A 23482-nucleotide genomic window follows, 5' to 3' on the forward strand; every position below is an offset into this window, starting at 1 on the left:
GTGTCGGGATGTCGCTCAAGCACGCCGTCCTCGCAGCTCTCCTGGAGGGCGAGGCATCCGGATACGACCTTGCCAAGATCTTCGACGTGTCCGTCGCCAACTTCTGGGCCGCCACCCCGCAGCAGCTCTACCGCGAGCTGGACAAGCTCGCCGAGGCCGGTCTCATCACGGCGCGCGTGGTGGAGCAGGAACGGCGTCCCAACAAGCGGATGTTCAGCCTGACGGAGCCCGGGATGCGGGATCTGGCGGCGTATACGTCCACACCGCCGCGTCCCAGCGCCGTACGGGACGAACTGCTGGTCCAGGTCCAGGCCTGCGACGGGGGCGACACGGCGGCCGTCCGCGGGTTCGTGGCCCAGCGGATGGAGACCTCGCGGGCCAAGCTGGCCCGCTACGACCGGTTGCGCGCATGGATGCTCGCCGGACGGGACGAGGAGACGTACCTCAACGAGGCGGAGCGGGTCGGGCCGTACCTCACGTTGATGCGCGGCAGGTTCTTCGAGGAGGAGAACCTGCGCTGGGGCGAGCGTGCCCTCGCCGTGCTCGACCGGCGCGCCACGGCCCGGAGCGGGGCGGCGGCAGAGGTGATCACGGCGACTACGGCAGCTGCGGCGGCTTCGGCGGCTTCTACCCACCAAGCCTGAACGGGCAGTGCCGAGCCCGACCGGGCATGACCGCGCCTGACCGCCCACCCGAAAGGGTGACGGCGCGTCCTACCGTGCGGTAACGTCACCGGCCGGCCACCGGAGTCGCCGGTGGCGGAGCACGTACGGATCGGGGACGGGCCTCTATGAACGTCGGTGACCTCGTCGAGGACTTCAGCCTTCCGGACGAGACGGGGGCCGCGCGCTCCCTGAGCGGCCTGCTGGCCGAAGGGCCGGTCGTCCTCTTCTTCTACCCGGCGGCGCTCACCCCCGGCTGCACCGCGGAGGCCTGCCATTTCCGGGATCTCGCGGCCGAGTTCCGCGCCGTCGGCGCGATGCCCGTCGGCATCAGCACGGACCCGGTGCAGCGGCAGCAGGAGTTCGCCGAGCGGCACTCCCTCGGCTATCCCCTGCTGTCGGACCCCGACGGTGCCGTACGCGACCTGTTCGGAGTGAAGCGCGGGTTCTCGCTCGCGCCGACGAAGCGGGTGACGTTCGTGATCGGCCAGGACCGGCGGGTGCGGGAGGTCGTCCGCAGCGAGCTGCGCATGAGCGCCCACGCCGACCGCGCGCTCGCGGCTCTGCGCGGCGCCTGAGGCGCGGCCCCTGCCGAACCGCCCCTCAGCGCGTCGGCGCCCAGCAGCAGTCCTCGGCCGCGGTTCCACCGCCGCCACCTTCAGCCGCTCCCCCGGGAAGGCGAGCACGACACATTCCACCGGCCCCATGGCACTCCGTTCCTCGTGCCGTACGCGCCCTCCATCCGAACACGGCGGCCGGAGCCCCGCACATGGGCGGCCACGACATGCGGAAGCGGCGGGGCTGGGTGACGATCGCTGCATGCCCGGCCTCCCCCGGCCGGTGCGGGAACGGAGTGCGCAGGAATGGACGACTACCCCCTCCTCAACCTCTTCTGGACCATGCTGTGGTTCTTCCTCTGGATCATGTGGCTCTTCCTGCTCTTCAAGGTGATCAGCGACATCTTCCGGGACCAGTCCCTGAACGGCTGGGCCAAGGCCGGCTGGCTGCTCTTCTGCATCGTGCTGCCGTATCTCGGCGTGCTGGTCTACGTCATCGCCCGGGGCAAGAGCATGGGCGAGCGTGACATGAAGCGGGCCAGGGAGAGCGAGGCCGCGCTCCAGGACTACATCCGCAGGACCGCCGCCAAGGAGGGCGGTGGCAGTGCCACCGACGAGCTGGCCCGGCTCGCGGAGCTGAAGGACAAGGGCGCGATCACTCCCGAGGAGTTCGAGAAGGCGAAGGCCAAGGTCCTGGCCTGAGGCCCAGGAGGAGCACACGGAGAAAGAGCACGCGGACGTGCTGAGGAGGACGCGGGCGGCACCGGCCGCCGGGCTCGCCGGATCCCTGCTGAGGGAGGTCCGGGCGGAGCCCGGCAGGCTTCCGGAGTCGCTCGCGTCCTTCGCTCTGCGTCATCTGGGCCCGGGGGCCGGCCCGACGGTGGCCCGCCTCCGCGAGGCGCACCCCGAGGCCGACGCGGTCGCCCTGCGCGCCCTGATCACGGACCGTGGACGACGGGCGGTGACGACGGAGGGCGCGTTCGTCGGTGGCCCCTTCCTGCTGCTCATCCCCCTGGCCTTCTGCGGCGCGCTCCTCACCCAGGTGCGCACGGTGCTGGAGATCGCCGCTGCCGAGGGGCGGGACTCCACGGACCCGCAGCGCGCTGCCGAACTCCTCGTTCTGCAAGGGGTGTACGGGGACACCGAGATCGCGCGGGCCGCGCTCGACCCGGCAGGAAGCCGGCCCGGGAGCGGAGGAGACCGGCCCGGGAGCGGAGGAGGCCGGGGGCGGGTGGCGGCGTTTTGGGACCTGATCGGCCGGATGACACGGGTCCTCGGCCTCGTCACGCCCGATGGCGGAGCCGGCCTATGGGTCCGCATCGGCAGGTGGGCGATCCTCGGCGCCGTGTTCCTGGTCGGCCTGGTGGCGCCGCTGGTCTGGCTCCCGTACATGGCCGTGGGGTACTACCGGGGCACCACACGCCTGACCGACCGCGCCACCGCCTTCTACGTCGGCTCCCCCGACCCACCCTCCTCGCGGAGTGTCCGGCTCGACCCTGTGATGGCTCGAGCGGGGCTGCGGGCCGCCGGTTCCGTTCTGCTGCCTACGGTCACCCTCATCCTCGTGATCGTCACCGACGTCCGCATCGCGGACGGACGGTGGCCGGTCGTGGGGATCGTCCTCACCACCAGTTGCCTGGTCTCGGGCGGCTGGTGGCTGTGGCGGCACTACCGACGACGCTCCTGATACGGACCCGGGGCCCTTGAAACGTACGCAGGGGACCCCCTTATGCGTACACAGGGACCCTTAATACGTATGCCGGATACCGCTTTGATACGGTCATGGCGTGAGGCTGACGAAGTTCACCGACCTGGCACTCCGCGCCGTGATGCGCCTGGCGGTCACCACATCGGAGGAATCCGTCACCACCCGCGAGGTGGCGGAGTCGATGGACGTTCCCTACGCCCATATGGCGAAGGTGGTCACCCGGCTCCAGCACCTCGGCGTGGTCGAGGCGCGGCGCGGCCGCGGCGGCGGCCTGGTCCTCACGGAACGGGGTCGCCGCTCCTCCGTGGGCTGGCTGGCCCGCACGCTTGAGGGCGAGGAGGAGGTCGTCGCCTGCGAAGGCGACCCCCCGTGTCCCCTGCGGACCGCCTGTCGGCTGCGGGGGGCTCTGCGCGAGGCGCAGGAGGCGTTCTACCGCGCACTGGACCCCTTGACCGTGACGGAGCTGGTCGACTCCCCGACCGGTCCCCTCCTGCTCTCCCTCACCCCACGCCCCACCCCCTGAGTCGTACGCGCCCGGCGGCGCGCACGCACACCTTTAAATACGTAGATCATCTACCAGATTGCGAGTTCCCATGCTGTCCGAGCAGGCCGTCCCGGTCGTCCGCGCCACCCTGCCCGCCGTCGGCGGCGCACTCGACGAGATCACCGAGCGGTTCTACGGCCGCCTCTTCGCCGCCCACCCCGACCTCCTGCGCGACCTGTTCAACCGGGGCAACCAGGCCGCCGGCGAGCAGCGCAAGGCGCTCGCCGGCTCCATAGCCGCCTTCGCCGTGGCCCTGCTCGAGAAGCCGGACGAGCGTCCCGACGTGATGCTGTCGCGGATCGCCCACAAGCACGCCTCGCTCGGCGTCACCTCGGCGCAGTACAAGACGGTGCACGAGCACCTCTTCGCCGCGATCGTCGAGGTTCTCGGCGAGGCGGTGACGCCCGAGGTCGCACAGGCATGGGACGAGGTGTACTGGCTGATGGCCAACGCGCTGACAGCGGTGGAGTCCCGGCTCTACCAACAGGCCGGTGTCACCGAGGGCCAGGTCTGGCGGACGATGGAGATCGTCGAGCGGCGGGAGGAGACGCCCGACACCGCTTCCTTCGTCCTGCGCCACACCGACGGCACGCCCACGGCGGCGTTCCGACCGGGCCAGTACGTGAGCGTCCAGGTCGCCCTGCCCGACGGCGCCCGGCAGATACGCCAGTACAGCCTGTCCGCCGCTCCCGGTCACCCGCAGTGGCGGATCACCGTCAAGCGGGTCGCCGGCGACCCGGCCGGCGAGGTCTCCTCCTGGCTGCACGACCACACACGCGCGGGCGACACGGTGGAGGTCTCCGCGCCGTTCGGCGACCTGGTCCTGCCCGAGGGCGGGAGCCCGCTGCTGCTCGCCTCCGCCGGAATCGGCAGCACTCCGATGCTGGCGATGCTCGACCATCTGGCGTCCACGGGTTCGACCCGGCCGGTCGTCGTCGTCCACGCCGACCGCACCCCCGCGGCCCACGCCCACGCCGCCGAGCTGCGGCGCCTCGTGGAGGCGCTGCCGCAGGGAACGCTGCACCTCTGGTACGAGGAGCCGGGCGACTCCGGAGCGCGGACGGGCCGCGCGGACGTCACGGCGCTCGACCTGCCGGCCGGCGTCACGGCGTATCTGTGCGGGCCGCTGCCCTTCCTCCGCACGGTCCGCGGCGACCTCGTCGGCCGGGGTGTCGCGGCGGCCGACATCCACTACGAGGTCTTCGGCCCCGACCTGTGGCTGGGCGACGAGCGCTGAGGGGCCGCACCGCCCCCTCCCCGCCCGGTGAGCGGCGGGGAGGGGGCGGGCGGCCGAACCACGACGCGGGGAGGGCGCGTGGAACGGGTCAGCAGCCCATCGACCAGATGTGGGAGTCGCCCCGGTCGTTGGCCGCGCCGTTGTAGCCGACCTCCTGGCCGGGGGCGAGACAGATGGTCATGCTGCCGCCCTGCCAGGCGCTCTCGTAGACCTTGACGTGGTCCTTGATGCCGGGTCCTGAGATGCCGTGGTTGGCCCAGGAGGAGTCGGTGTCGGAGATCCAGCTCTCCCACCAGCCGTCGTCGCCGCTCCAGTTGGCTCGCTGCCCACCGAAGTTGGAGTCCTGCCAGACGCAGAACTCGCCGCTGGGGCATTCGGCTGCCCCGGCGGAGGTCGCGAGGGCGAGTCCTGAGGCGGCGGCGAACAGGGCCGCGGCGGTGGTGACGAGAAGTCGCTTCACGAGGGGGTGGTGCCTTTCTGCGGGTGGGTGGGCGCGGGCAGTTCGACTGCCTGCCGCAGTGCGCGGTCGCGCAGCTGCCGGTATGCGGTGACCTCGTCCCGGCGCAGCGCACGCACGGTGGCCAGCTCGGCGGCCTCCAGCCGCTCGCGGACCTCGTCGAGTCCGCTCTCGCGGGAGCAGCGGGTGGCGACCACCGGATCGGGACGGTCGGGGCGGGGGCTGCCCGGTGGTGTCACGCACCGGGTCCACCGGGCGAGCGCCGCCCGGTGGGCGGGGTCGGCGCGCATCCGGGCCTGGGCCTCGGCTCGGAGGTTGTCGACGACGACCTGTGCCCGGAACCAGCGGCGCTGGTCGCCGTAGAGCCGCTGCCGGGCACCGGCGACGCAGCCGTCCTCGTGGGCGGTGACGGTGGCGCCCGTGGCGAGGGTGACGGAAAGCTCTCGGGGGCCGGCGCCGAACAGCGCCGCCTGGAGCTTCCGCTCCTCGTCCGGGGCGCGGGGCCTGGACGTCAGAGAGAGTCCCCGGCCGCTCAGGCAGTCCACCACGAGTCGATGCTCGGCGGCCTTGAGGAGTGCGTCCTGAGCCGCCGCGCCGGAGGGGACACCGCCGGGGGTCGTGGGGGCGCCGGAGCCGACGACGGTGCAGCCGGACAGCAGGAGTGCGGCGGCCGCGGTCACGAACGCACGGCGTGTGCGGCAGGCGCGCGGAGCGGTGCGAAACACGGGGTCCCCCTTCGATCGTCCCTGGTCGGAGCGGCCGGCGAGTGATCGACTCGGCGCTCGGGATGATCACTTCCCGTGGGCGGAGCCACCATGCCGGGGCTCACTCGAACGGGTCGAACGCGCCGGGGTGCACGCCGCTCATGCGCCACTGTCGTGCCGTGCGGAAGGGGGGCCAGGAACGACAGAGCCCCGGTTGGACGGGGGATTCCAACCGGGGCCGATCTGCCGTGACGCGAAGGGCGGTCACCTCATGGGGGGGACCTTGGGGACCGGGCCCCTTCGGTGTCACGTACGTATGAACGGTAAACCTTTTCCGAATGTTCCGAGCATGCCTCTGTGGGCGGTGTGAGTCACCTCACCCGATTTCGGATGGTCTCGTCAGTCCTTCTCGGGGCGGTAGACGGCACCCGGTTCGGCCTTGCCCGGCGCCAGGAGTTCGGGCACGGTCACGAAGGTGAAGCCCCGCCGCTTGAGCTCGTCGATGATGGAGGGAACAGCCGGGACGGTTCCGTCGTAGATGTCGTGGAGCAGGATGATCCCGTCGCCGTGCGCCTGTTCGAGCACCCGCTGCCGTATGAGGGCGGAGTCGGTGGTGGAGTAGTCCTTGGCGGTGATGCTCCAGAGGATCTGGGCGAGTCCGAGCTCCCGGCTGACATCGGACACGGCCCCGTCGGTGCGGCCCTGCGGCGGGCGCATGAGGGTGGGCCTCCGGCCGGTGATCTTCTCGACGGCGTCCTGGGTGCGGGACAGCTCGTCGCGGACTTCCGACTCGTCGAGATCCGTGAGGATCCGATGGGTCCAGGTGTGGTTGGCGACCTCGTGGCCCTCGTCGGCTATACGCTTGACCACCTTCGGGTAGCGGTCGACGTGCTTGCTGCCGAGCAGGAAGAAGGTCGCGGGGACCTGCTTCTCCTTGAGGATGTCGAGGAGCCGGGGGGTGTCCTTGCCCGGGCCGGCGTCGAAGGTCAGCGCGATGCACTTGACCTCGGCGCAGTCGACGCGACGGGCGGTGGAGCCCGCCTTGTCGTCCGTTCCGCCTTCTCCCCGGGCGTCCTGCGGTGTGACGGTGTCGACTCCGCAGCCGCCGAGCGTGAGCATCAGTGACGCCGCGGCGATCAGGGCAGTGGCCGTCCCCCTGCGTCGGCCCAGCCTGGATCGGAACATGTTGGAACCCGCTTTCCCCGGTGATGTCTTCGATACGGCCGGAAACCGCCTGGTCAGGGCGGCACTCACGGCAGACGGAGAACTCTACACACGGTGTATACCGGGGAATGCGGTGGGGGTCCCTCACAGCGCGCGGGCACACGTGAACCCCGGACGGCGCCCGTCCGCTCCGTCCGGGGAGTTCACGCCTCAGCGCCTCAGCGCGCCTCAGGCGCAGGCATCAGGCTCAGCGGGAGGCGAGCAGCAGTCGGGCCTCGGTCTCCTGGTCGCCGGAGACGGACTGCTGGGACTGGATGTCGAAGCCGACGGCGAGCACCTTCTCGACCTCGTTGACGGCGTGGTAACCACCGCTGAGTGTGGCGCCGACCTGGGAGGTCAGGTGGGTGGGACGCACCTCCTGGTGACGTCCGCCGGCCGTGTCGAAGGTGGCCATCCAGACGGTGGGGGAAAGTCCCGCGGCCGCCTGGGGGCCCGGGGCCGTCATGTCCTCCAGCTCGTAGACACCGTCGAGGACGGCGAAGACCGCCTGCGCGTCCTCCCGGCTGCAGCCACTGAGCTGCACGGTCACGTCGGTGTCGATGTGCAAGTCGTACACGTCGCTCATCTCCTCACGGCCCGCCGGTCGCTCGTGGCGCCCACGCTCGTCGTGCCGGCGATCGTCGTGCCACGTCTCCAGCATCCCTCGCGGGGCGTCGTCCCGCGAGATCCGCCGCCCTTCGCTCAGGAACCGCCGATGATCTCCTCGACGGTGTCGGCCTCGGAGGCCTGCTTGTCGGGGCGGTGGCGCAGGACGCGGGCGAAGCGGAGGGTGACACCGGCCGGGTAGCGCGTCGAGGCCTGGAGACCGTCGTAGGCGATCTCGACGACGAGCTCGGGCCGTACCCGCACGGTGAATCCGTCGTCCTCCACGGCGAGTTCACCGAGCCGCTCGGTCTGCCAGCGCAGCATCTCGTCGGTAAGTCCCTTGAAGGTCTTCCCGAGCATGACGAAGCCGCCGTCCGCCGTGCGCGCGCCGAGATGCAGGTTGGAGAGCAGCCCGGTCCTGCGCCCATGCCCCCGCTCCACGGCGAGGACGACGAGGTCGACGGTGTGGACCGGCTTCACCTTCAGCCAGGTGCGCCCTCTGCGGCCGGCCACGTAGGGCGCGTCCAGCGCCTTGACCAGGACGCCCTCGTGGCCCCTGGACAGCGTGTCGGCGAGGAACCGCTCGGCTGCCTCCCTTTGCCCGGGATCGGCGGGATCGGTCACGACGAGGCGGCGGACCCGATGGGATTCGGGGAGCAGTCGCGCGAGGATCGCGTGCCGTTCCCGGCCGGGCCGGTCGATCAGTCCCTCGCCGTCGACCGCGAGGACGTCGAAGAAGACCGGAGTGAGGGGCAGGGTGGCGTGCGCACCGGCGACGTCCGTGCGGGATCCGACCCGGGAGGCGATGGACTGGAACGACACCGGCCGTCCGGTGTCGGGGTCGAGCGCGATCACCTCGCCGTCCAGGATGAATCCGTCGGCCGGTACGGCGCGGGCGGTCGCGACGACTTCGGGAAGCCGGTCGGTGATGTCGTCGAGCGAGCGCGTGTGGACCCGGACGACGTCGGCGCTCCGGTGGACCTGGACGCGGATGCCGTCGAGCTTCTCCTCGACGACGCAGGGCCCGAGAGCACCGATCGCCTCGGTGACGGAGGCCGCGGTGTGCGCGAGCATCGGCTGTACGGGATTGCCGACGCGGAGGGTGAACCGGTCGAGCGCGGTGGCGCCTTCGGCGAGCACCGCCTGGGCGACCGGCGGCAGCGAGCCTTCGAGCATCACGGCACGCCTCAGCTCGGCGGCGGGCACGGTGGCGGCCTGGGCGACTCCTTCCAGGGCGACGGCGTCGAGGGCTCCCTGGCGCACCTCCCCGGTGAGCAGGCGCAGCAGGAGCTGTTGTTCCTCGTCGGTGGCGGCGGCGAACAGGGCGTGGACGAGCCGGGTCCGCTCGGCTCGGGAGCCGGCTCCGGAGACCGCCGCGAGCTCCGTCATCGCCTCGTCGACGAGCCCGAGTGTGAGGCCCGGCCGTTCGGCGGGCGGGACGGCGGGTGGGACCGCCTCTTTGAGGACGCTCCAGCCGACCCCGATCCTGCCCTGCGGGAGCCGACCCGAGAGGTACGCGATGACGAGGGGGCTCTCCTCGGGCTCGGCCTCCGCGAACAGCTCGGCGAGGAGGCGGATCTTGCGTGAGCGCGCGGACGCGGCGGCGACCTCCCGGGACACCTCCGCAACACGGGCGAGCAGCATGAGCCCATCCTCCCCACACCGCGCCCGCGCCGCATGCCGCGCGTCGCCGTCAGGGCCAGGACACCGGGCGCTTCCGTCCACCGGCCCGGCCGCCGTCGGCCGCCCTCCTGCGTCGTAGCCGGTCGAGGAGCCTGGTGCGGGCGGCCGGACGGCTCGGCTGCCGGTCGACCACAGCCCGCCGCCCTACTGGAGCCGGAACCGAAGCAGGAGCGGGAACAGAAGCAGGAGCGGGAGCCGGAACCAGCGCTGGTGGAGTCGGCGGCACAGGCGGTACGGACAGTACGGCCCGTACGGGCGCCATGGTCGGAACCGGCTGCCGGAGCACCGGCACGGGCACCCCCGCTCCCGGCCATCGTTCCCCGGCAGCACCCGAACCGCCCGGACCACCCGAACCGCCCGGATACGGCGCGGGCTGCTCTGTCCGGGCCTCGTCCAGTGCCAGGGCCAGGCTCAGCCGGTGCCAGAGGATCTCGTCCGGGTCGTCGGCCCGCATGAGCCGCTCGGCAAGGTCGCGGGCCGCCGCCTGCACCGGCATGCCGGACGGCGCCGGCGGGCGCAACCGGTCGAGGTGGGCGCGCTCATACGGGTCGTCGACGACCTCGGCCACCTGGACCGGGTCGAGCATCGAGGCCATGGCTGCGGCCTGCGCCCAGGGGTCGTCCGTGGCGCGGAGCAGCGCACCGAGCCGCCGCGCCCGCCAGTTCCTGGGCCGCAGGTCCTCGTGCGCGGCCAGTCGTTCGCGGAGTTCCATCGGCAGTCGCCCGGTGAGCAGCGCCGGGCACATGAGGCCGAATTCGGCGACCTCTTCCGCGAGATACGTCCAGACCACCGCCCGGTAGCGGTTCAGGGAGAACCGCACGGGACTCACGTGACCCGTCCGGGCCAGCCTGGTGAAGCGCTCCGGGGTGATCTCCAGGAGTGCCGCGGCCTCCGCCGTACCGACCGCCTGCACCCGTTCGCGCAGGCCGGCGGGAAAGTCGGGCGCGGCCCTGAGACGGTCGAGCTCGCGCCGCTCGACCCGCCGTCGACCGCCCTCCCCCGCCGGCACCGTCCTGACCAGGCCGAGTTGAACCGCGAGCCGGAACTCGTCGCGCCTCAGTTCCAGTTCCTGCGCGGCCCGCCCCGGTGTCACCGTCACCGTGCGCGCCCCTTCGTCCACCGCCATGCCGTGGCCCTCCCCCGTACGTCCGTGTTCTCTCCGTGTCGCAGATCTCTCCGACCCACCACCGAGAACGTAACGCAGAGTGACGAACCCCGCACGACCTGTGGACAACCGCCTGTGGACAACGCCCACAGGACGGTGCCCGGGGCGTCAGATCAGGCCGCCCTCCGGGCGCCCCGGCTGCCGGGCGGCCACGCCGAGGTGCTCGCCCACGCGGTTCACCAGCAGCGTCATCTCGTACGCCACCTGGCCGACATCCGCTTCCGCCGTGCTCAGGACGCAGAGGCAGCTGCCCTCGCCCGCCGCCGTCACGAAGAGGAGCGCCTCGTCGAACTCCACCATCGTCTGGCGCGCCCGGCCTGCCCTGAAGTGCCGGCCCGAACCCCGGGCCAGGCTGTGCAGTCCCGAGGAGACGGCTGCGAGGTGTTCGGCGTCCTCGCGTGCGAGTCCGCTGCTCGCGCCCGTCACCAGGCCGTCGTTCGACAGCACGAGCGCGTGTCGTATGAATCCGACCCGCTTGGTCAGGTCGTCGAGCAGCCAGTCCAGTCCCTTGTCCAACGCCATCAGTGGTCCTCCCCCTGGGTGGTGCGTCCCGTGGTCCCGGTTGTCCCGTGGTCCCCGTGCCGCAGTGGTCCGCCGTATCGCCGCAAGCCTTACGCACTGTCGTGAACGGGGCAAGCACTGCACCACGCCCGCGCGTGCCGCAGGATGGGGGCATGACGAGGATGACCGATGATCAGTGGCGGACCTTCGTGTCCGAGGGGACCCGTACCGGCAAGCTGGCGACCGTGCGTGATGACGGCAGTCCGCACGTCGTACCGATCTGGTTCCTCCTGGACGGGGACGAGTTCGTGTTCAACACGGGCAAGGACACGGTGAAGGGCCGCAACCTCGGGCGCGACGCACGGGTCTCCCTGTGCGTCGACGACGACACTCCGCCGTTCGCCTTCGTCTCGCTCAGCGGCCACGCCGAACTCAGCGAGGACCCCGCCGAGTTGCGTCACTGGGCCGGCCGCATCGGGGCCCGCTACATGGGCGAGGACCGGGCGGACGAGTTCGGGGAGCGCAACGCGGTCCCGGGCGAACTCCTCGTCCGGGTGCGCATCCAGAAGGTGATCGCCCAGGCCGACGTGGCCGACTGACCGACCCGGGTCGCCATACGGGGCGGGGCTCGACCGGCCCCGCTCCGCCGGGCACGCCCCCCTCGGCCCGGGTCGCCGTACGAGGGCTCAGCCGACCGTGTCGAGGAGCCGGGCGGTGTGCATCCGCCCGGCGTACTCGACGAGCCGGATGAGGACTTCCTTCCCGGAGTCGCGGTCGCGCGCGTCGCACAGCACGACGGGCGTGCCCCGGTCCAGGTCGAGTGCGCGGGAGACGTCGGCCGCGCCGTACGTACGCGCGCCCGTGAAGCAGTTGACGGCGACCACGAACGGGATCTTCCGGTGCTCGAAGTAGTCGACGGCCGGGAAGCAGTCCTCGAGTCGCCGGGTGTCGGCGAGCACGACGGCCCCGAGGGCGCCCTGTGACAGCTCGTCCCACAGGAACCAGAACCGGTCCTGGCCGGGCGTCCCGAAGAGGTACAGGGAGAGCCCGGAGCGGATGGTGATGCGGCCGAAGTCCATGGCGACGGTCGTGGTCGTCTTCTGGTCGACTCCCCCGGTGTCGTCGACCGACTCCCCGGCACGGCTGAGCTGTTCCTCGGTGCGAAGCGGACGGATCTCGCTGACCGCGCCGACGAGGGTGGTCTTGCCCACGCCGAATCCGCCGGCGACCAGGATCTTCAGGGCGAGGGCGGTGGTGTCCGCGACGTCGTCCCCGCCGTTGTCCGCGCCGGTGCTCTCAGAGCGCTCGTAGGCCATCGATTACTTCCCTCAGGATTCTTTCGTCGGGGAGCTGTGCGGGCGGAACGGGCCGGCTGACGCGTACGAAGCCCGCTTCGAGGAGGTCGCCGAGGAGGACCCGGACGACGCCGACGGGCAGGTCGGCGTCGGCGGAGAGCTCGGCGACCGACTGGGTCTCGGCCCGGCACAGGGCGAGCAGGGACCGGTGCTCAGGGCCGAGGAGGGACTCCTCGGCCGGTCCGGGCGGGTCGTCGTCCACGACGACGAGGGCGATGAGGTCGAACCGTACGTTGCTGGGCCCGGGCTTGGTCCGGCCACCGGTCATCGCGTACGGGCGTACGAGCGGTCCGGCGTCGGCGTCGTACCACTGACTGCCCGGCGCGGACGGGCCGCCGCCGGTGCTGTCCTCGTTCATGGGCCTTCTCCGGGTCAGCCCGCGGCCGGCGGGGTGACCGTGAGCCGCGGCGGGGTGTGCAGGTGCTCGCCGACGCGCTTGACGAGGCGGGCCATCTCGTACGCGATGAGGCCGATGTCGGCGCTCACCGAGCTGAGGACGGCGAGGCAGGAGCCGTCCCCCGCCGCGGCGACGAAGAGGAAGCCGTCGTCCATCTCGACCATGGTCTGGCGGACGCCGCCCGTGTGGAACTGGCGACCCGCCCCCTTGGCGAGGCTGTTGAAGCCGGAGGCGATGGCGGCCAGGTGTTCCGCGTCCTCGCGGCTGAGCCCGTTGGAGGCCCCGACGGCGAGTCCGTCGTTGGAGAGCACCACGGTGTGGCGGACCTCCCTGACCCGCATGACAAGGTCGTCGAGGAGCCAGTCGAGCTCGCCGGACCGGTGGTGGGAGATCCTCTCGTGGTCGATCATGGCTGGTCTCCTTCGGGGCGGGGGTCGTCGAGGGGGGTCGTGCCGTGGCCGGGTTCGTGACCGGTGCCGGTGCCGAGGGGGCGTCTGCTGCCGGGGGCCGCGCCGCCGCCCCGCTGCCAGCCGTCGCGGTAGGCCGACATCCGGTCCCGGACCACTTCCGGGGTGCGGGCGTCCGTGCCCGGCTCGGGCGGCACGAACACCGGTGCCGAGGCGGGCGCTTCGCGCAGCTGCGGGACCAGGCTCGCCTGCCGTACCCGGCGCGGCAGCTCGCCCTCCGCGTCGTCGCCGTGTCCGGCGTGACGGGCGGCACCCGTGGGACCTGCGGGACTCGCGGGCGTGCCGGGCCGCTGTTCCCGGGCGGGCGGCGGTACGGAGGAACCGCGACGGCGCAGTTCGGTGACCCCGGCGGGCGGGGGTCCTGGCTCCGCGGGCGGCGCGAGCGCGGGAACGACGGTCGGACGCGGAAGGGGCTGCGGGCGCGAGGACGCGGGAGCCTGGGGCGGGGCCGGCGGTCGGGAACCGCTCGTCTCCCTGGGCAGGATTCCGGGCCTCGTACCGCCCGGCGGCTGAGGGGCGGTCCTGCGGGGCGTCGGAACGGGCCCGGCGGGGGCGCCTCCCCCGAGGGCGGGGGCGGGCGGACCGGCCTGCGCCGGCGGACGGGACACCTGGGGACGGCCGAAGCGGCGGGCCTCGGCGCGCTGCGCCTCCTCGCGTTCGCGTGCGGCGCGTGCGTCGTCCGTACGCCGGTCGGCGCCGAGGCGGTGGGAGCCGACATCGGCGCCGGACCGATCGACGCCGAACCCATCAGCGCCGGACCCGTCGGCGCCGGACCGGTCACCCGTCGTCCGGTCGTCGTGGCTCTGCCGGTGATCCGCACCCGGCTCTCCCCTGCCGGTGGCGGGCGTACGGGGGTCGCGCACCTGCGGGGTTCCGGCATGGGGTGTGTCGTTTCCGTGGCCGGTCGCCCCCGCGCCTCGGCCCGGGGGCAGGGCGCCCTGGAGGAGATCGGTCGGGAGCAGCACGACGGCCGTGGTGCCGCCGTACGGGGAGGTCCGCAGCTGGACCTTGATGTCGTGGCGGGAGGAGAGCCTGCTGACGACGAAGAGGCCGAGCCGGTCGCTGTCGAAGAGGTCGAGCGCCTCCGACTGGGAGATGCGGGCGTTGGCCTCGGCGAGGGTCTCCTTGCCCATGCCGAGGCCCCGGTCCTCGATCTCCAGGGCGTACCCGTTGCCGACGGGCTCGCCGCTGACCCGGACCTTGGTGTGGGGCGGGGAGAACTGGGCCGCGTTCTCGATGAGTTCGGCCAGGAGATGGGTGAGGTCGGCGACGGCTCCGCCGACCACGGCCGTCTCGGGGAGTCGGCGCACCTCCACGCGCGCGTAGTCCTCGATTTCGGAGACGGCGGCGCGGACGACGTTGGTGAGGGGGACGGGCATCCGCCAGGCGCGGCCGGGGGCGGCGCCCGAGAGGATGATGAGACTCTCGGCGTGGCGGCGCATCCGGGTGGTGAGGTGGTCGAGCCGGAAGAGGTCGCCGAGTTCGTTGGGGTCGTCGGCGCGCCGCTCCATGCTGTCCAGGAGGTTGAGCTGGCGGTGGACGAGGACCTGGCTGCGCCGGGCGAGGTTGACGAAGACACCGGAAATGCCGCTGGCGAGTTCGGCGCGTTCGACGGCGGCGGAGAGGGCCGCGCGGTGGACGGTGGTGAGGGCCTCGCCGACCTGGCCGATCTCGTCCTGGGAGACGGGGCCGGGCGGGGCCTCGGCCTCGACGTCGATCTCCTCCCCGGCGCGCAGCCGGCGCATGGCGGCGGGGAGTTTGCCGCGTGCGATGCCGAGGGCGGTGTTGCGGAGGCTGACGAGTTCGACCACCAGACCGCGGCCGATCCGGACGGAGATGACGAGGGAGGCGGCGACAGCCGCCAGGCCGAGGATCACCGCCGCGCCGCCCGCGGTGAGGACACCGCCGGCGAAGGGGTCGGAGCGTTCGCCCGCGGCGGTGCGGGCGTCGGTCTCGATCGCGGTGAGTCCGCTCCGTACGGCCGTGAGGGTGTCGTCCCAGTCGGCGCTGGAGACCGCCTGGGCGGCGGGGCGGCCGGGGCTCGCGGCGCGGATCAGGTCCTCGGCCCTTGTGAGCCGTGCGTGGTCTCCGCCGGCGGCGAGCCGGTTCCACGCGGCGCGTTCGGCGGCGGGCAGGTCCGCGGTGGCGGAGGCGGTGAGGGTGCGCCGGGTCTCGACGGCGCCGGAGAAGGCGCGGAGCCCCTCCTCCGTGAACCGGCCGGTGAGGTGGGCGGCGGTGAGGAGGGCGTCCTCGCGGGACAGCATCTCGCCGGCCCGGCCGAATTCCAGGAGTACGCGCGCGTCGGAGCCCTGCTGGGTGTCCTGGATGCCGGTGAGGGCGCCGCCGACGGCGAACGCGGCGGAGACCGCCGCGGTGTACTCCTCGTACACCTGGATCCCGTCGGCGCGCCCGTCGGTGGCGGCGGTACGGAGCAGGGCGAGGCCCGCGACCTTGCCGACGAACTCGCTGACCCGCTGCCCGACGTCGCCGGGGAGGTCCCCGGTGTCGCCGACGGTGTGCGTGTCGTTCAGGCGGAGGCGGTCGACGGCCTCGTCCGTGCGGCGCATCCGGTCCTTGAGCTCGGCGGCCCGGGTGGCGCCGGGGGCCGCGATCTGCCGTACGGCGGCGCGCCGTTCGGCCTGGAGGGCGGCGAGTGCGGCCGTCACGGGCTCGCGGATCTCGGCGTCGACGCGCTGGAGCTGGCGGAGCCGGGCGACGTCCTGGGCGGTGGTGACGGTGGCGAAACCCCACAGCGCGAGGAGCGACACGACCGGGACCATCAGCAGCGAGACGATCTTGGCGCGGACGGTACGGGGGCGCAGGCCGCGACGTGGGGCGGTGGGAGGCGCGAACGGCGCGGCGGTGACGGCGTTGCCGGTGGTGCCGATGCGTCCGGTGGTGGCCGTGTGAGCGGTGCCGACCCCGTGGCCCGTGCCGGCCGCGTGTCCGGTGCCCGTCGGGTGTCCGATGCCGGCTGTGCGCCCAGTGCCGGCCGCGTGTCCGGTCGTGGGGAAGGCCTCGGGGGTGGGCTCGCCCGGCTCGTCGGCGGGCGGCCCGGCGTGTGCGCGCCGCCCACGCGCGGCCGCCGACGGCGGCGCCGACGCCTCGGCGTCGTTGGTCCTGCGGGGAGTTCGCATGGCCTCCTCGTTCCGGCTGCGACGGTCTCTGGTGCGGGGCGTGCGGAGTTCGGTTCAGCTCGTGGGTGTGCGGGCGGATTGAGCGGCCCGGAAGCCGGGTGGTGCGACGTCCACCGCACGCTCGTCGGTGAGGCGACCGGCGGAGGCGTACGCCGCGCGTTCCTTTGCCGTGGGCGAGAGGGCGACGAAGGCGGAGGTGATGAAGAGGTAGGAGCCGAGGCCGACGGCGAGCGGGAAGATGAACTGCATGACCGTGGCGCCGGGGAGGGCCGCGGTCGAGGGAACCACGTCCACCCGCACCGCGAACATGCCCGTGTAGTGCATGCTGCTGACGGCCGCGCCCATCACGAGCGAGGCGACGGCCACGGCGGCGGGTGAGTGGATGTTGAGGGCCGCCCAGAGTGCCGCGGTGGCGGCGACGACGGCGATGAGCACGGAGAGGCCGACGAGCAGGGGGGCGAAGCGGACCTCGCCGTGGAGCCGGAGGGCGGCCATGCCCATGTAGTGCATGCTCGCCACGCCGATACCCGTGGTGAGTCCGCCGATCAGGAGCGAGCGGACCCGGTCGCGTCCGTAGCCGACGGCGAACACACCGACGCCGACGACGGCCATCGCGATGACGAGGCTGAGGATGGTCAGCGGAACGTTGTAGCGGATGTCGGTACCGGTCACGCCGAAGCCGAGCATCGCCACGAAGTGCATCGTCCAGATGCCGGTGCCGATCGCTGAGGCGGCCGTGAGCAGCCAGTTGCGCCGCGAGCGGCCGGTCGCGTCGAGGGCGCGTACGGTGCAGCGCAGCCCGAGAGCGGCGCCGACGCAGGCCATCGCGTACGACAGTGCAGGTGTCAGCCAGCCGAAGGTGGCGTGGTCCAGGTGTCCCATGGCTCCCGGACGCTAGTGCGCATCAGGGGGCGCATCGGGGGCGCATTTCGAAAGCTGATGGAATATGACACAGAGATGATCCCGAACGATCGCGCCGGGCTCGAACATGCACGCAGAAGGTGCACACACAATGTTCACACCGATGGTCACTCCTGCGGGTACGGAATCATGAGCGCATGAGCGATGACCCCACACACGTCCGAGAGTTCTTCGGCGCCCGCGCCGCCGACTGGGACAGCCGTTTCCCCGACGACGGCCCCGCTTACGCGGCCGCGGTGAAGGAGCTCGGCCTGCGTCCGGGCGACGCGGTGCTCGACGCCGGCTGCGGAACCGGGCGCGCCCTCACGCCGCTCCGCGCCGCCGTCGGCCCGACCGGCACCGTACTCGGCGCCGACCTCACGCCCGAGATGCTCGAGCGGGCCGTCGCCACCGGGCGCGGCGGCACGGACGGGACGGCGACGCTGCTGCTCACCGACGTCGGGCGCCTGCCGGTACGCGACGGCGCGCTCGACGCGGTCTTCGGCGCAGGCCTCGTCTCGCACCTCGCGGATCCCGTCGCCGGTCTGCGTGAACTCGCCCGCGTCGTACGGCCCGGCGGCCGGCTCGCGCTCTTCCACCCGATCGGGCGGGCGGCCCTCGCGGCCCGGCACGGCCGGCAGATCACCCCGGACGACCTGCGCGCCGAGCCCCGGCTGCGCCCCGTACTCGCCGAGGCGGGCTGGCGGCTCGTCGGTTACGTCGACGAGGACGCGCGCTACCTGGCCATGGCCGTACGGGAGGGCTGAAGCGCGGATCGCGTGCTCCGCACCGCCATGCGGAGCACAGGTGGAACGGACACTCCGCCGTCGAGGGTGACGCTCTCGACGATCAGGTGATCGTTTCACCGTCCCGAGGAAGTCTCCCTCTCGTTTCTGCAGGTGAGCCGGGTGCACGGAGAACAGGTGCCCCCGGGAAACAGGAGGATGAGATGGCCCCCTACAGAGGGACGGGCGCCGTGGCCCTCGGGGCGGTGGTGCTGGGGGTCACCACGGCCACCGGCTTCGCCCCGGCCCAGGCCGGAGACGCGGCAGGGCCGGCCGGTACAGCCGCGACGCACGAGCAAGACGTACGGGCGGCCGTGGCGGCGGGGCACTGAACCCGGACACCGGCGAACGGACCACCACCGCGCCGGCCCCCGGGACACGGGCACGGGCATGGACACGGGCACGGGCACGGGCACGGGGACGGAGACGAGCGCGAGCAAGGACTCCGGCGCGCGCGTCATACCCGCCGCGCTCGCCCCCGTGTGTTCGGCAGCGGCTACGGCCGAGAAGTGACGTTTCCTCTCTTCGGTGACCTGACGGTGCAGGCCGTCGAGGAGTCCCGGTCGACCGTCGGATCCACCCTCGTCCGGCACGGAACCGTCGCGGGCACCGTCGACCAGAACGTCGTCCTGACGCTGGAGGGCGGTTGCGACGGGACGCCCGGCAACGAGACCCTCTCCGCGCAGTTCCTGCTCGGCGGAGACCTGTACGCCGTCGAGCCCCTGGCTCCCGGCCGGGTGACCATCGTTCAGCTCTCCCCCCTCACCGACGAGGACGCGCAGCCCACCGGCGACCCGCCGGACGCCGCGATCGCCGCGGAGGCCCGGCGGGCCCCGGGTCCGGTCGCGCGCGCCCGGGCAGCCGCGGCCGCCTGCAAGGGCGGCAAGGGGTACGCCCTCATCGACGCCCTGGTCGGCTGCACCCCGCCGGACCCCGGCCCGTCGACCGCCGCCTGGGGTTACAGCGTCGTCGGCCAGAGCGCCATCGCCCGCTACTCCATGGGCCACGAGATCGGCCACAATCTCAGTGCGGACCACGACCGGGTCACCCAGCCGGTGCAGCCGGAGGACGGCGCCACCGGCTACTTCCCGCCCAAGGGCGACTGGTCGTCCGTGATGGCCTACGAGTCGAGCTGCCGCAAGGCCACGAAGGGTGCCTGCACCCGGATCAACCGTTTCTCCAACCCCCGCCAGACATACCGGGGCGAGACCATCGGCGTCCCGCTCGGCAAGCCGGGCCAGTCCGACACCTCCGACGTACTGAGCAGGACCGGCACCGCCGTGGCCGCGTACCGCGCCGCCAAGACCTCCGACGCGATGTGCGCCGTCACGTCGTCGGTCTCGCCCAAGGGCGCCGGCACGGTCGAGGCCGCGACCCCCGGCCCGTATCCGCAGGGCACCGTCACGACCCACGACGCGGTCGCGGCGAAGGGGTACGTGTTCAGCGGCTGGACGCTCGACGGTGAGCCGTACGGCGGCGACGAGGAGCACGCCACGGGCGAGACGGCGGTCACCTTCGCAGAGCGGGGGCACACCTTGACGGCGGTCTTCGGGCGGGCGTAGGGGCGCCCGCCCCGTGGACCGCGGCCCCGTCCTTGATCCGGCCGGATCCACCACCCGGATGTGGCAGAGTCGGGGCGGGGTCGACGGTATGACTGAGGGGGCTGTGCGTGGCGCGGGTGATCGACGATCGGTTCGAGCTGGTGGAGCGGCTCGGCGGGGGCGGAATGGGCACCGTGTGGCGCGCGCGGGACCTGGCGCTCCACCGCGACGTGGCCCTGAAGGAGGTCCGCCCGCCCGACCCCGCGCTGGCCGAGTACGACCCCGGGGCCGCGCGGGAACTCCGCGTCCGGGTGCTGCGTGAGGCCCGGGCACTCGCGCGCGTGGCACACCCCCACGTGGTGACCATCCATCACATCGTCGACGGCGGCGAGGGCACCTACCCCTGGCTCGTCATGGAACTGGTCCCCGGCGGTTCGCTCCAGGACCGTCTCGACCGCGGTCAACTCGCCGTAGGCGAGGCGGCGACACTGGGGCGCGGAATCCTCGCGGGGCTGCGCGCGGCCCATGCGGCGGGTATCCAGCACCGGGACATCAAGCCGCCGAACGTCCTGCTGCGGCCCGACGGACAGCCGGTCCTGACCGACTTCGGCATCGCGGCGATCCACGGGGCCACCGCTCTCACCGCCGCCGGCTCCATCATCGGCACACCCGACTACATGGCGCCCGAACGTGTCAGCGGCGAGGAGGGCGGGCCGGCCGCCGACCTCTGGTCGCTGGCCATGACGCTGTACGTCGCGGTGGAAGGCCACCATCCGCTGCGCCGGGCGAACACGCTCGCCACGCTCGCGGCGGTCCTCGGCGAGGACGTGCCGCCGCCCCGGCGGGCCGGGCCGCTGACGCGGGTGCTGACGCACGTGCTGGTACGAGACCCGGCGGCGCGTCCCGACGGCGAGGCGTTGGACCGGATGCTCGCCGAGGCGGAGGCGGCAGCGGGAACCGACGCTCACGCTCGACCTGAGCTCCAGCCTCAAGCTCGACCTCAGCCCCGGCTCCAGCCTCAAGCTCGACCTGAGCCCCGGCTCCAGCCCCAGCCCCAGCCCCGACCTCAGCTCCAGGATCGGGTTCCAGGTCCGGCCGTGGGCGACGGACGTCCCTTCGTCGACGCCGGCGCGGACACCGCCACCGCCTTCTCCCTCGCGCCCCCGGTACCGACCGGGCCGCCCCCGGCACACAAGCGGCGCGGCGGGGTGTACGCGGCGGCAGCGGGGGCGGTCGTCGTACTCAGCGGCGTGCTCGTCTGGAACCTCCTCCCGCTCGGCGGCGAGAAGGACGACGGCGACCGCATCGAGGGCAAGCCGAGCGGCCAGGGATCTTCCTCGCCGTCGACACCTTCCACGCCCTCCACCGGGGCCTCCGGGACGACCCCGACCGGGACCGGCTCCAAGATCACCATCGGCATCAAGTTCGATCAACCCGGACTCGGCTTCAAGCACCCGGACGGCACGTACGCAGGTCTCGACGTCGACGTGGCCACCTACGTCGCCCGCGCGCTCGGGCACCAACCCGCCGACATCGTCTGGAAAGAGGCCCGGAGCTCCACCCGCGAGTCGCTCCTCACCGGCGGCGATGTCGACCTCGTCGTGGCCACCTACACGATCAACTCCCTGCGGGACAAGAAGGTCGACTTCGTCGGTCCCTACTTCATGGCCCATCAGGACGTCCTGCTCCCCGCCGACGACACCACCGTGAAGCGCCGGACGGACCTCAACGGCCGGAAGGTCTGCACGGCCACGGGTTCCAGCACGGCGCTCCTGATCCGGACGACGCTCGCCCCCCAGGCACAGGTCGTGACACACGACAGCTACACCCGCTGCATCGACGACCTCGCCTCGGGCGCCGTCGACGCCGTCACCACCGACGACACGCTGCTCGCCGGGTACGCCGCGCACGACGCGTACAAGGGGCGGTTCAAGCTCGCCGGGTTCAGTGTCAGCGACGAGCCCTACGGCATCGGCGTCCCGGAGGGCGGCGATGCGAAGGGCACCATCCGACGGGCCCTCCAGAAGATGATCGACGACGGCTCCTGGCAGATGGCCGTCGAGAGGAACCTCCCGCTCCTGAGGAACGCCACGCCGCCGGTCCAGCAGCGGTCCACCAGCGGCGAGGCTTCCTAGCCGACCCCGACGCACCCCAACGCACCCTTCTTTCCCGGCACTTCACTGACTACCGTGGATGTGCCGGGCAGTCGTGCCCGGGAAAGGCGGTGCGGCGTGGCACGGGTACCCGAAAGACTGCGCAGGCTCCTTCCGTCCGCCCGGCGGGCGCCCGAGGCCGCCCCGTCGGCGCCACCGCGCCCCCGGCAGGGGCACAACCTCTTCGAGGCGGCCGCCGAGTACGTGGCCGCCTGCGCCGAGGACGATCCGGGGCGGGCCGAGGAGGCGGCCAGCCGGGTCTCCCCCGGGATGCTGTCGTTCGGGGTCAACGAACTGGCCTGCCGGGCTCTCCTCACCCTCGCCCGGGAACGTGACGAGTCACCGAGGGCCGTGGCCCGCTCGCTGCTCGGCCTGCGGGAGGATCCGGCGCGGCGACCGGCGGCCGATGCGTAGGACCCGTGTGCGGCGCCGGCCCGAGCGCGGGGGACCCAGCGGCGCCCGTACGGCGATGCAGGTCACGGCGCCGGGCTATGGACAGGGCTCCCTACTCACTGGTTAAGGTGCGCCGACAACCAGATGGGGAGGCATGCGTGGCTGGGACGGACCCGATCGCCGAAGCCGAGGCCGAGGGCGCTGCCGACGCGCTGTTCGTGCTGACCGCGGCACTGCTGACGCCCGCGCGTTTCCCGAGCGTCCTCGGTGACGACTACCCGGCGGCGTGCGCGGCGCTCGGACTCGTCGAGCCGCACGCGGAGGGCTACGGGCTCGTGTTCGGCCAGGACGGGCTCGGCGCACGGTGGACGGTCGTCGTCGACGACGTGTCGCTCGTCGCGGTGGCCATCTCCTCCTGGGACTGCGGCATGGCCTACGACCTCTCCCCCGACGAACACTCGGTGGTCGCCGGGCTTCCGGGCTGGCCGCTGGAGGTGGCGACCCACGCGCCCGGCATACCGGCCCCGCACGACCCGGAGCCGGAGGAGGGCGATCCCGCCCCGCTGGTCCCGCCGTCCGGTGACGTGTGGGGACCTGCCCAGCGGCGCCTCGGCGCCGACCAGGTGGCACTCCAGTGGGACGCCTGGCGAAGCCAGGTCACGGACGACTCGTCGGCCGGGGCGGGGGCTGAGGTCCCGTCCGACGACGCGGTCCCGGCCAAGGCGGTCCCGGCCAAGGAGGCGGCATCGTTCGAGCCCGCCGCCTCGTCCCGGCCGCCGGTCACGTCCGGGCCCCCGACCACGACGTGGTTCGAGAGGCCCTCCCCCACGAAGGCGGCGCCGACCGCCGACGCGGCACCCTCGGGCAAGGCCGTCTCGCCCTCGGGCAAGGCCGTCTCGCCCTCCGTCGCGACACCGGCCGTCGACGCCGACGCCGAGTCCGTCCCCGACCCCTACGCCGGAGTCCGCCGGGCCCTCGACGAGATCCGCGGCTACCTCGAGGAGCCGCCGCCGGTCGGGCGGGTGCGGTCCTCCGACGCCGGTACGGACGGGGGCGCACGGACGCTGCGCGCGGACGGCCCCGGCTGGTCGCTGGTGGCACGGCCGGACGACATGGCCTTCGTCCTGCTCGACGAGCTGCCGGGCGAGGTCCTGCCGGTGGCCCGCGGTCCGCGGCTGCCCGCGCTCCTCGAGGGGCTGGACGCGATGGCGGTCCGGCCCTCCTGATCGGTTTCCGAGCCACACGGCCCGACAGCCCGAGGTGTGGTCCGGGACCATGGCCCGGTGGTGGGGGTGCGCCGCACGATGTGGCGCCGCATACCTTTCCG

At 72.9% G+C, this 23482-nt stretch carries 26 protein-coding genes; 14 read left to right on the forward strand and 12 right to left on the reverse strand.

Features of this window, described 5'->3' with window-relative positions:
* Positions 1–8 precede the first annotated feature (8 nt).
* The 6 genes from N5875_RS00985 to N5875_RS01010 all read left to right on the forward strand — a co-directional run bounded on the left by N5875_RS00985 (position 9) and on the right by N5875_RS01010 (position 4708).
* Entirely contained in the window at positions 9–644 is a 636-nt protein-coding gene (locus N5875_RS00985; protein WP_338491177.1) for a PadR family transcriptional regulator, read from the forward strand.
* Between the two features lie 146 nt (positions 645–790).
* Positions 791–1240 (forward strand): peroxiredoxin, encoded by a 450-nt coding sequence (locus N5875_RS00990; protein ID WP_338491180.1) that lies wholly within the window; start codon positions 791–793, stop codon positions 1238–1240.
* A 285-nt stretch (positions 1241–1525) separates the two neighbouring features.
* A complete protein-coding gene (locus N5875_RS00995) occupies positions 1526–1921 on the forward strand; it encodes an SHOCT domain-containing protein (protein WP_318210298.1) in 396 nt (131 codons plus the stop codon).
* 37 nt (positions 1922–1958) lie between these two features.
* Complete coding sequence (locus N5875_RS01000; RefSeq protein WP_338491184.1) at positions 1959–2906, forward strand: hypothetical protein; 948 nt, start codon at positions 1959–1961, stop codon at positions 2904–2906.
* A 100-nt stretch (positions 2907–3006) separates the two neighbouring features.
* Positions 3007–3450 (forward strand): Rrf2 family transcriptional regulator, encoded by a 444-nt coding sequence (locus N5875_RS01005; RefSeq protein ID WP_318210300.1) that lies wholly within the window; start codon positions 3007–3009, stop codon positions 3448–3450.
* Positions 3451–3520: 70 nt separating this feature from the next.
* Positions 3521–4708 carry a globin domain-containing protein gene (locus tag N5875_RS01010; protein ID WP_338491187.1) on the forward strand — a complete coding sequence of 396 codons (1188 nt, stop codon included), beginning with the start codon at positions 3521–3523 and terminating at the stop codon, positions 4706–4708.
* A gap of 88 nt (positions 4709–4796) precedes the next feature.
* On the opposite strand, the gene N5875_RS01015 is transcribed toward N5875_RS01010, so the two are convergent.
* The 7 genes from N5875_RS01015 to N5875_RS01045 form a co-directional block, all read right to left on the reverse strand.
* Positions 4797–5168, reverse strand: a complete 372-nt coding sequence (locus N5875_RS01015; protein ID WP_318210302.1) for a peptidase inhibitor family I36 protein — start codon at positions 5166–5168, stop codon at positions 4797–4799.
* A complete protein-coding gene (locus tag N5875_RS01020; protein ID WP_338491190.1) occupies positions 5165–5890 on the reverse strand; it encodes a hypothetical protein in 726 nt (241 codons plus the stop codon). Before N5875_RS01020 ends, N5875_RS01015 begins: the two co-directional genes overlap by 4 nt.
* Before the next feature lie 378 nt (positions 5891–6268).
* Entirely contained in the window at positions 6269–7054 is a 786-nt protein-coding gene (locus N5875_RS01025) for a polysaccharide deacetylase family protein (protein WP_318210304.1), read from the reverse strand.
* Positions 7055–7280: 226 nt separating this feature from the next.
* Complete coding sequence (locus N5875_RS01030) at positions 7281–7658, reverse strand: hypothetical protein (protein ID WP_318210305.1); 378 nt, start codon at positions 7656–7658, stop codon at positions 7281–7283.
* Positions 7659–7774: 116 nt separating this feature from the next.
* Positions 7775–9322 (reverse strand): ATP-dependent DNA ligase, encoded by a 1548-nt coding sequence (locus N5875_RS01035; protein ID WP_338491194.1) that lies wholly within the window; start codon positions 9320–9322, stop codon positions 7775–7777.
* A gap of 49 nt (positions 9323–9371) precedes the next feature.
* On the reverse strand, positions 9372–10487 hold the full coding sequence (locus N5875_RS01040) for a DUF6397 family protein (RefSeq protein WP_338491197.1): 1116 nt from the start codon (positions 10485–10487) through the stop codon (positions 9372–9374).
* A 147-nt stretch (positions 10488–10634) separates the two neighbouring features.
* A complete protein-coding gene (locus tag N5875_RS01045; RefSeq protein ID WP_318210308.1) occupies positions 10635–11048 on the reverse strand; it encodes a roadblock/LC7 domain-containing protein in 414 nt (137 codons plus the stop codon).
* Positions 11049–11200: 152 nt separating this feature from the next.
* Between N5875_RS01045 and N5875_RS01050 the strand changes: the two genes are divergently transcribed.
* The gene (locus N5875_RS01050) at positions 11201–11626 is read left to right on the forward strand and encodes a PPOX class F420-dependent oxidoreductase (RefSeq protein WP_338491201.1); all 426 of its coding nucleotides are present in this window, start codon (positions 11201–11203) and stop codon (positions 11624–11626) included.
* Positions 11627–11713: 87 nt separating this feature from the next.
* Here the strand turns inward: N5875_RS01050 and N5875_RS01055 are convergent, their stop codons facing one another.
* Genes N5875_RS01055 through N5875_RS01075 form a run of 5 tightly spaced genes read right to left on the reverse strand, consistent with a single transcriptional unit; the run spans position 11714 to position 17265 of the window.
* Positions 11714–12343, reverse strand: coding sequence for an ATP/GTP-binding protein (locus N5875_RS01055; RefSeq protein WP_318210310.1), 630 nt, complete (start codon positions 12341–12343; stop codon positions 11714–11716).
* Complete coding sequence (locus N5875_RS01060) at positions 12324–12740, reverse strand: DUF742 domain-containing protein (protein ID WP_318210311.1); 417 nt, start codon at positions 12738–12740, stop codon at positions 12324–12326. Before N5875_RS01060 ends, N5875_RS01055 begins: the two co-directional genes overlap by 20 nt.
* 14 nt (positions 12741–12754) lie before the next feature.
* Entirely contained in the window at positions 12755–13189 is a 435-nt protein-coding gene (locus N5875_RS01065) for a roadblock/LC7 domain-containing protein (RefSeq protein ID WP_030316903.1), read from the reverse strand.
* The gene (locus N5875_RS01070; protein ID WP_338491208.1) at positions 13186–16383 is read right to left on the reverse strand and encodes a sensor histidine kinase; all 3198 of its coding nucleotides are present in this window, start codon (positions 16381–16383) and stop codon (positions 13186–13188) included. Before N5875_RS01070 ends, N5875_RS01065 begins: the two co-directional genes overlap by 4 nt.
* Before the next feature lie 54 nt (positions 16384–16437).
* A complete protein-coding gene (locus N5875_RS01075; protein WP_338491211.1) occupies positions 16438–17265 on the reverse strand; it encodes an MHYT domain-containing protein in 828 nt (275 codons plus the stop codon).
* Between the two features lie 176 nt (positions 17266–17441).
* Here N5875_RS01075 and N5875_RS01080 point away from each other — a divergent pair, with 176 nt between their 5' ends.
* The 7 genes from N5875_RS01080 to N5875_RS01110 all read left to right on the forward strand — a co-directional run bounded on the left by N5875_RS01080 (position 17442) and on the right by N5875_RS01110 (position 23381).
* The gene (locus tag N5875_RS01080) at positions 17442–18050 is read left to right on the forward strand and encodes a methyltransferase domain-containing protein (protein WP_338491213.1); all 609 of its coding nucleotides are present in this window, start codon (positions 17442–17444) and stop codon (positions 18048–18050) included.
* Positions 18051–18232: 182 nt separating this feature from the next.
* Positions 18233–18400, forward strand: coding sequence for a hypothetical protein (locus N5875_RS01085; protein ID WP_338491215.1), 168 nt, complete (start codon positions 18233–18235; stop codon positions 18398–18400).
* Between the two features lie 58 nt (positions 18401–18458).
* Complete coding sequence (locus tag N5875_RS01090) at positions 18459–18581, forward strand: hypothetical protein (protein WP_338491218.1); 123 nt, start codon at positions 18459–18461, stop codon at positions 18579–18581.
* Complete coding sequence (locus tag N5875_RS01095; protein ID WP_338491221.1) at positions 18578–19630, forward strand: hypothetical protein; 1053 nt, start codon at positions 18578–18580, stop codon at positions 19628–19630. The genes N5875_RS01090 and N5875_RS01095 overlap by 4 nt, the downstream gene beginning before the upstream one ends.
* A 116-nt stretch (positions 19631–19746) precedes the next feature.
* On the forward strand, positions 19747–21744 hold the full coding sequence (locus N5875_RS01100) for a bifunctional serine/threonine-protein kinase/glutamate ABC transporter substrate-binding protein (RefSeq protein ID WP_338499050.1): 1998 nt from the start codon (positions 19747–19749) through the stop codon (positions 21742–21744).
* Positions 21745–21840: 96 nt separating this feature from the next.
* Positions 21841–22176 carry a hypothetical protein gene (locus N5875_RS01105; protein WP_318210317.1) on the forward strand — a complete coding sequence of 112 codons (336 nt, stop codon included), beginning with the start codon at positions 21841–21843 and terminating at the stop codon, positions 22174–22176.
* A gap of 137 nt (positions 22177–22313) precedes the next feature.
* Positions 22314–23381: a hypothetical protein gene (locus tag N5875_RS01110; RefSeq protein ID WP_338491224.1), complete on the forward strand. Its 1068-nt coding sequence runs from the start codon at positions 22314–22316 to the stop codon at positions 23379–23381.
* Positions 23382–23482 lie beyond the last annotated feature (101 nt).

Origin of the sequence: Streptomyces sp. SJL17-4 (genome assembly GCF_036826855.1) — a bacterium.
Lineage (GTDB): Bacteria > Actinomycetota > Actinomycetes > Streptomycetales > Streptomycetaceae > Streptomyces.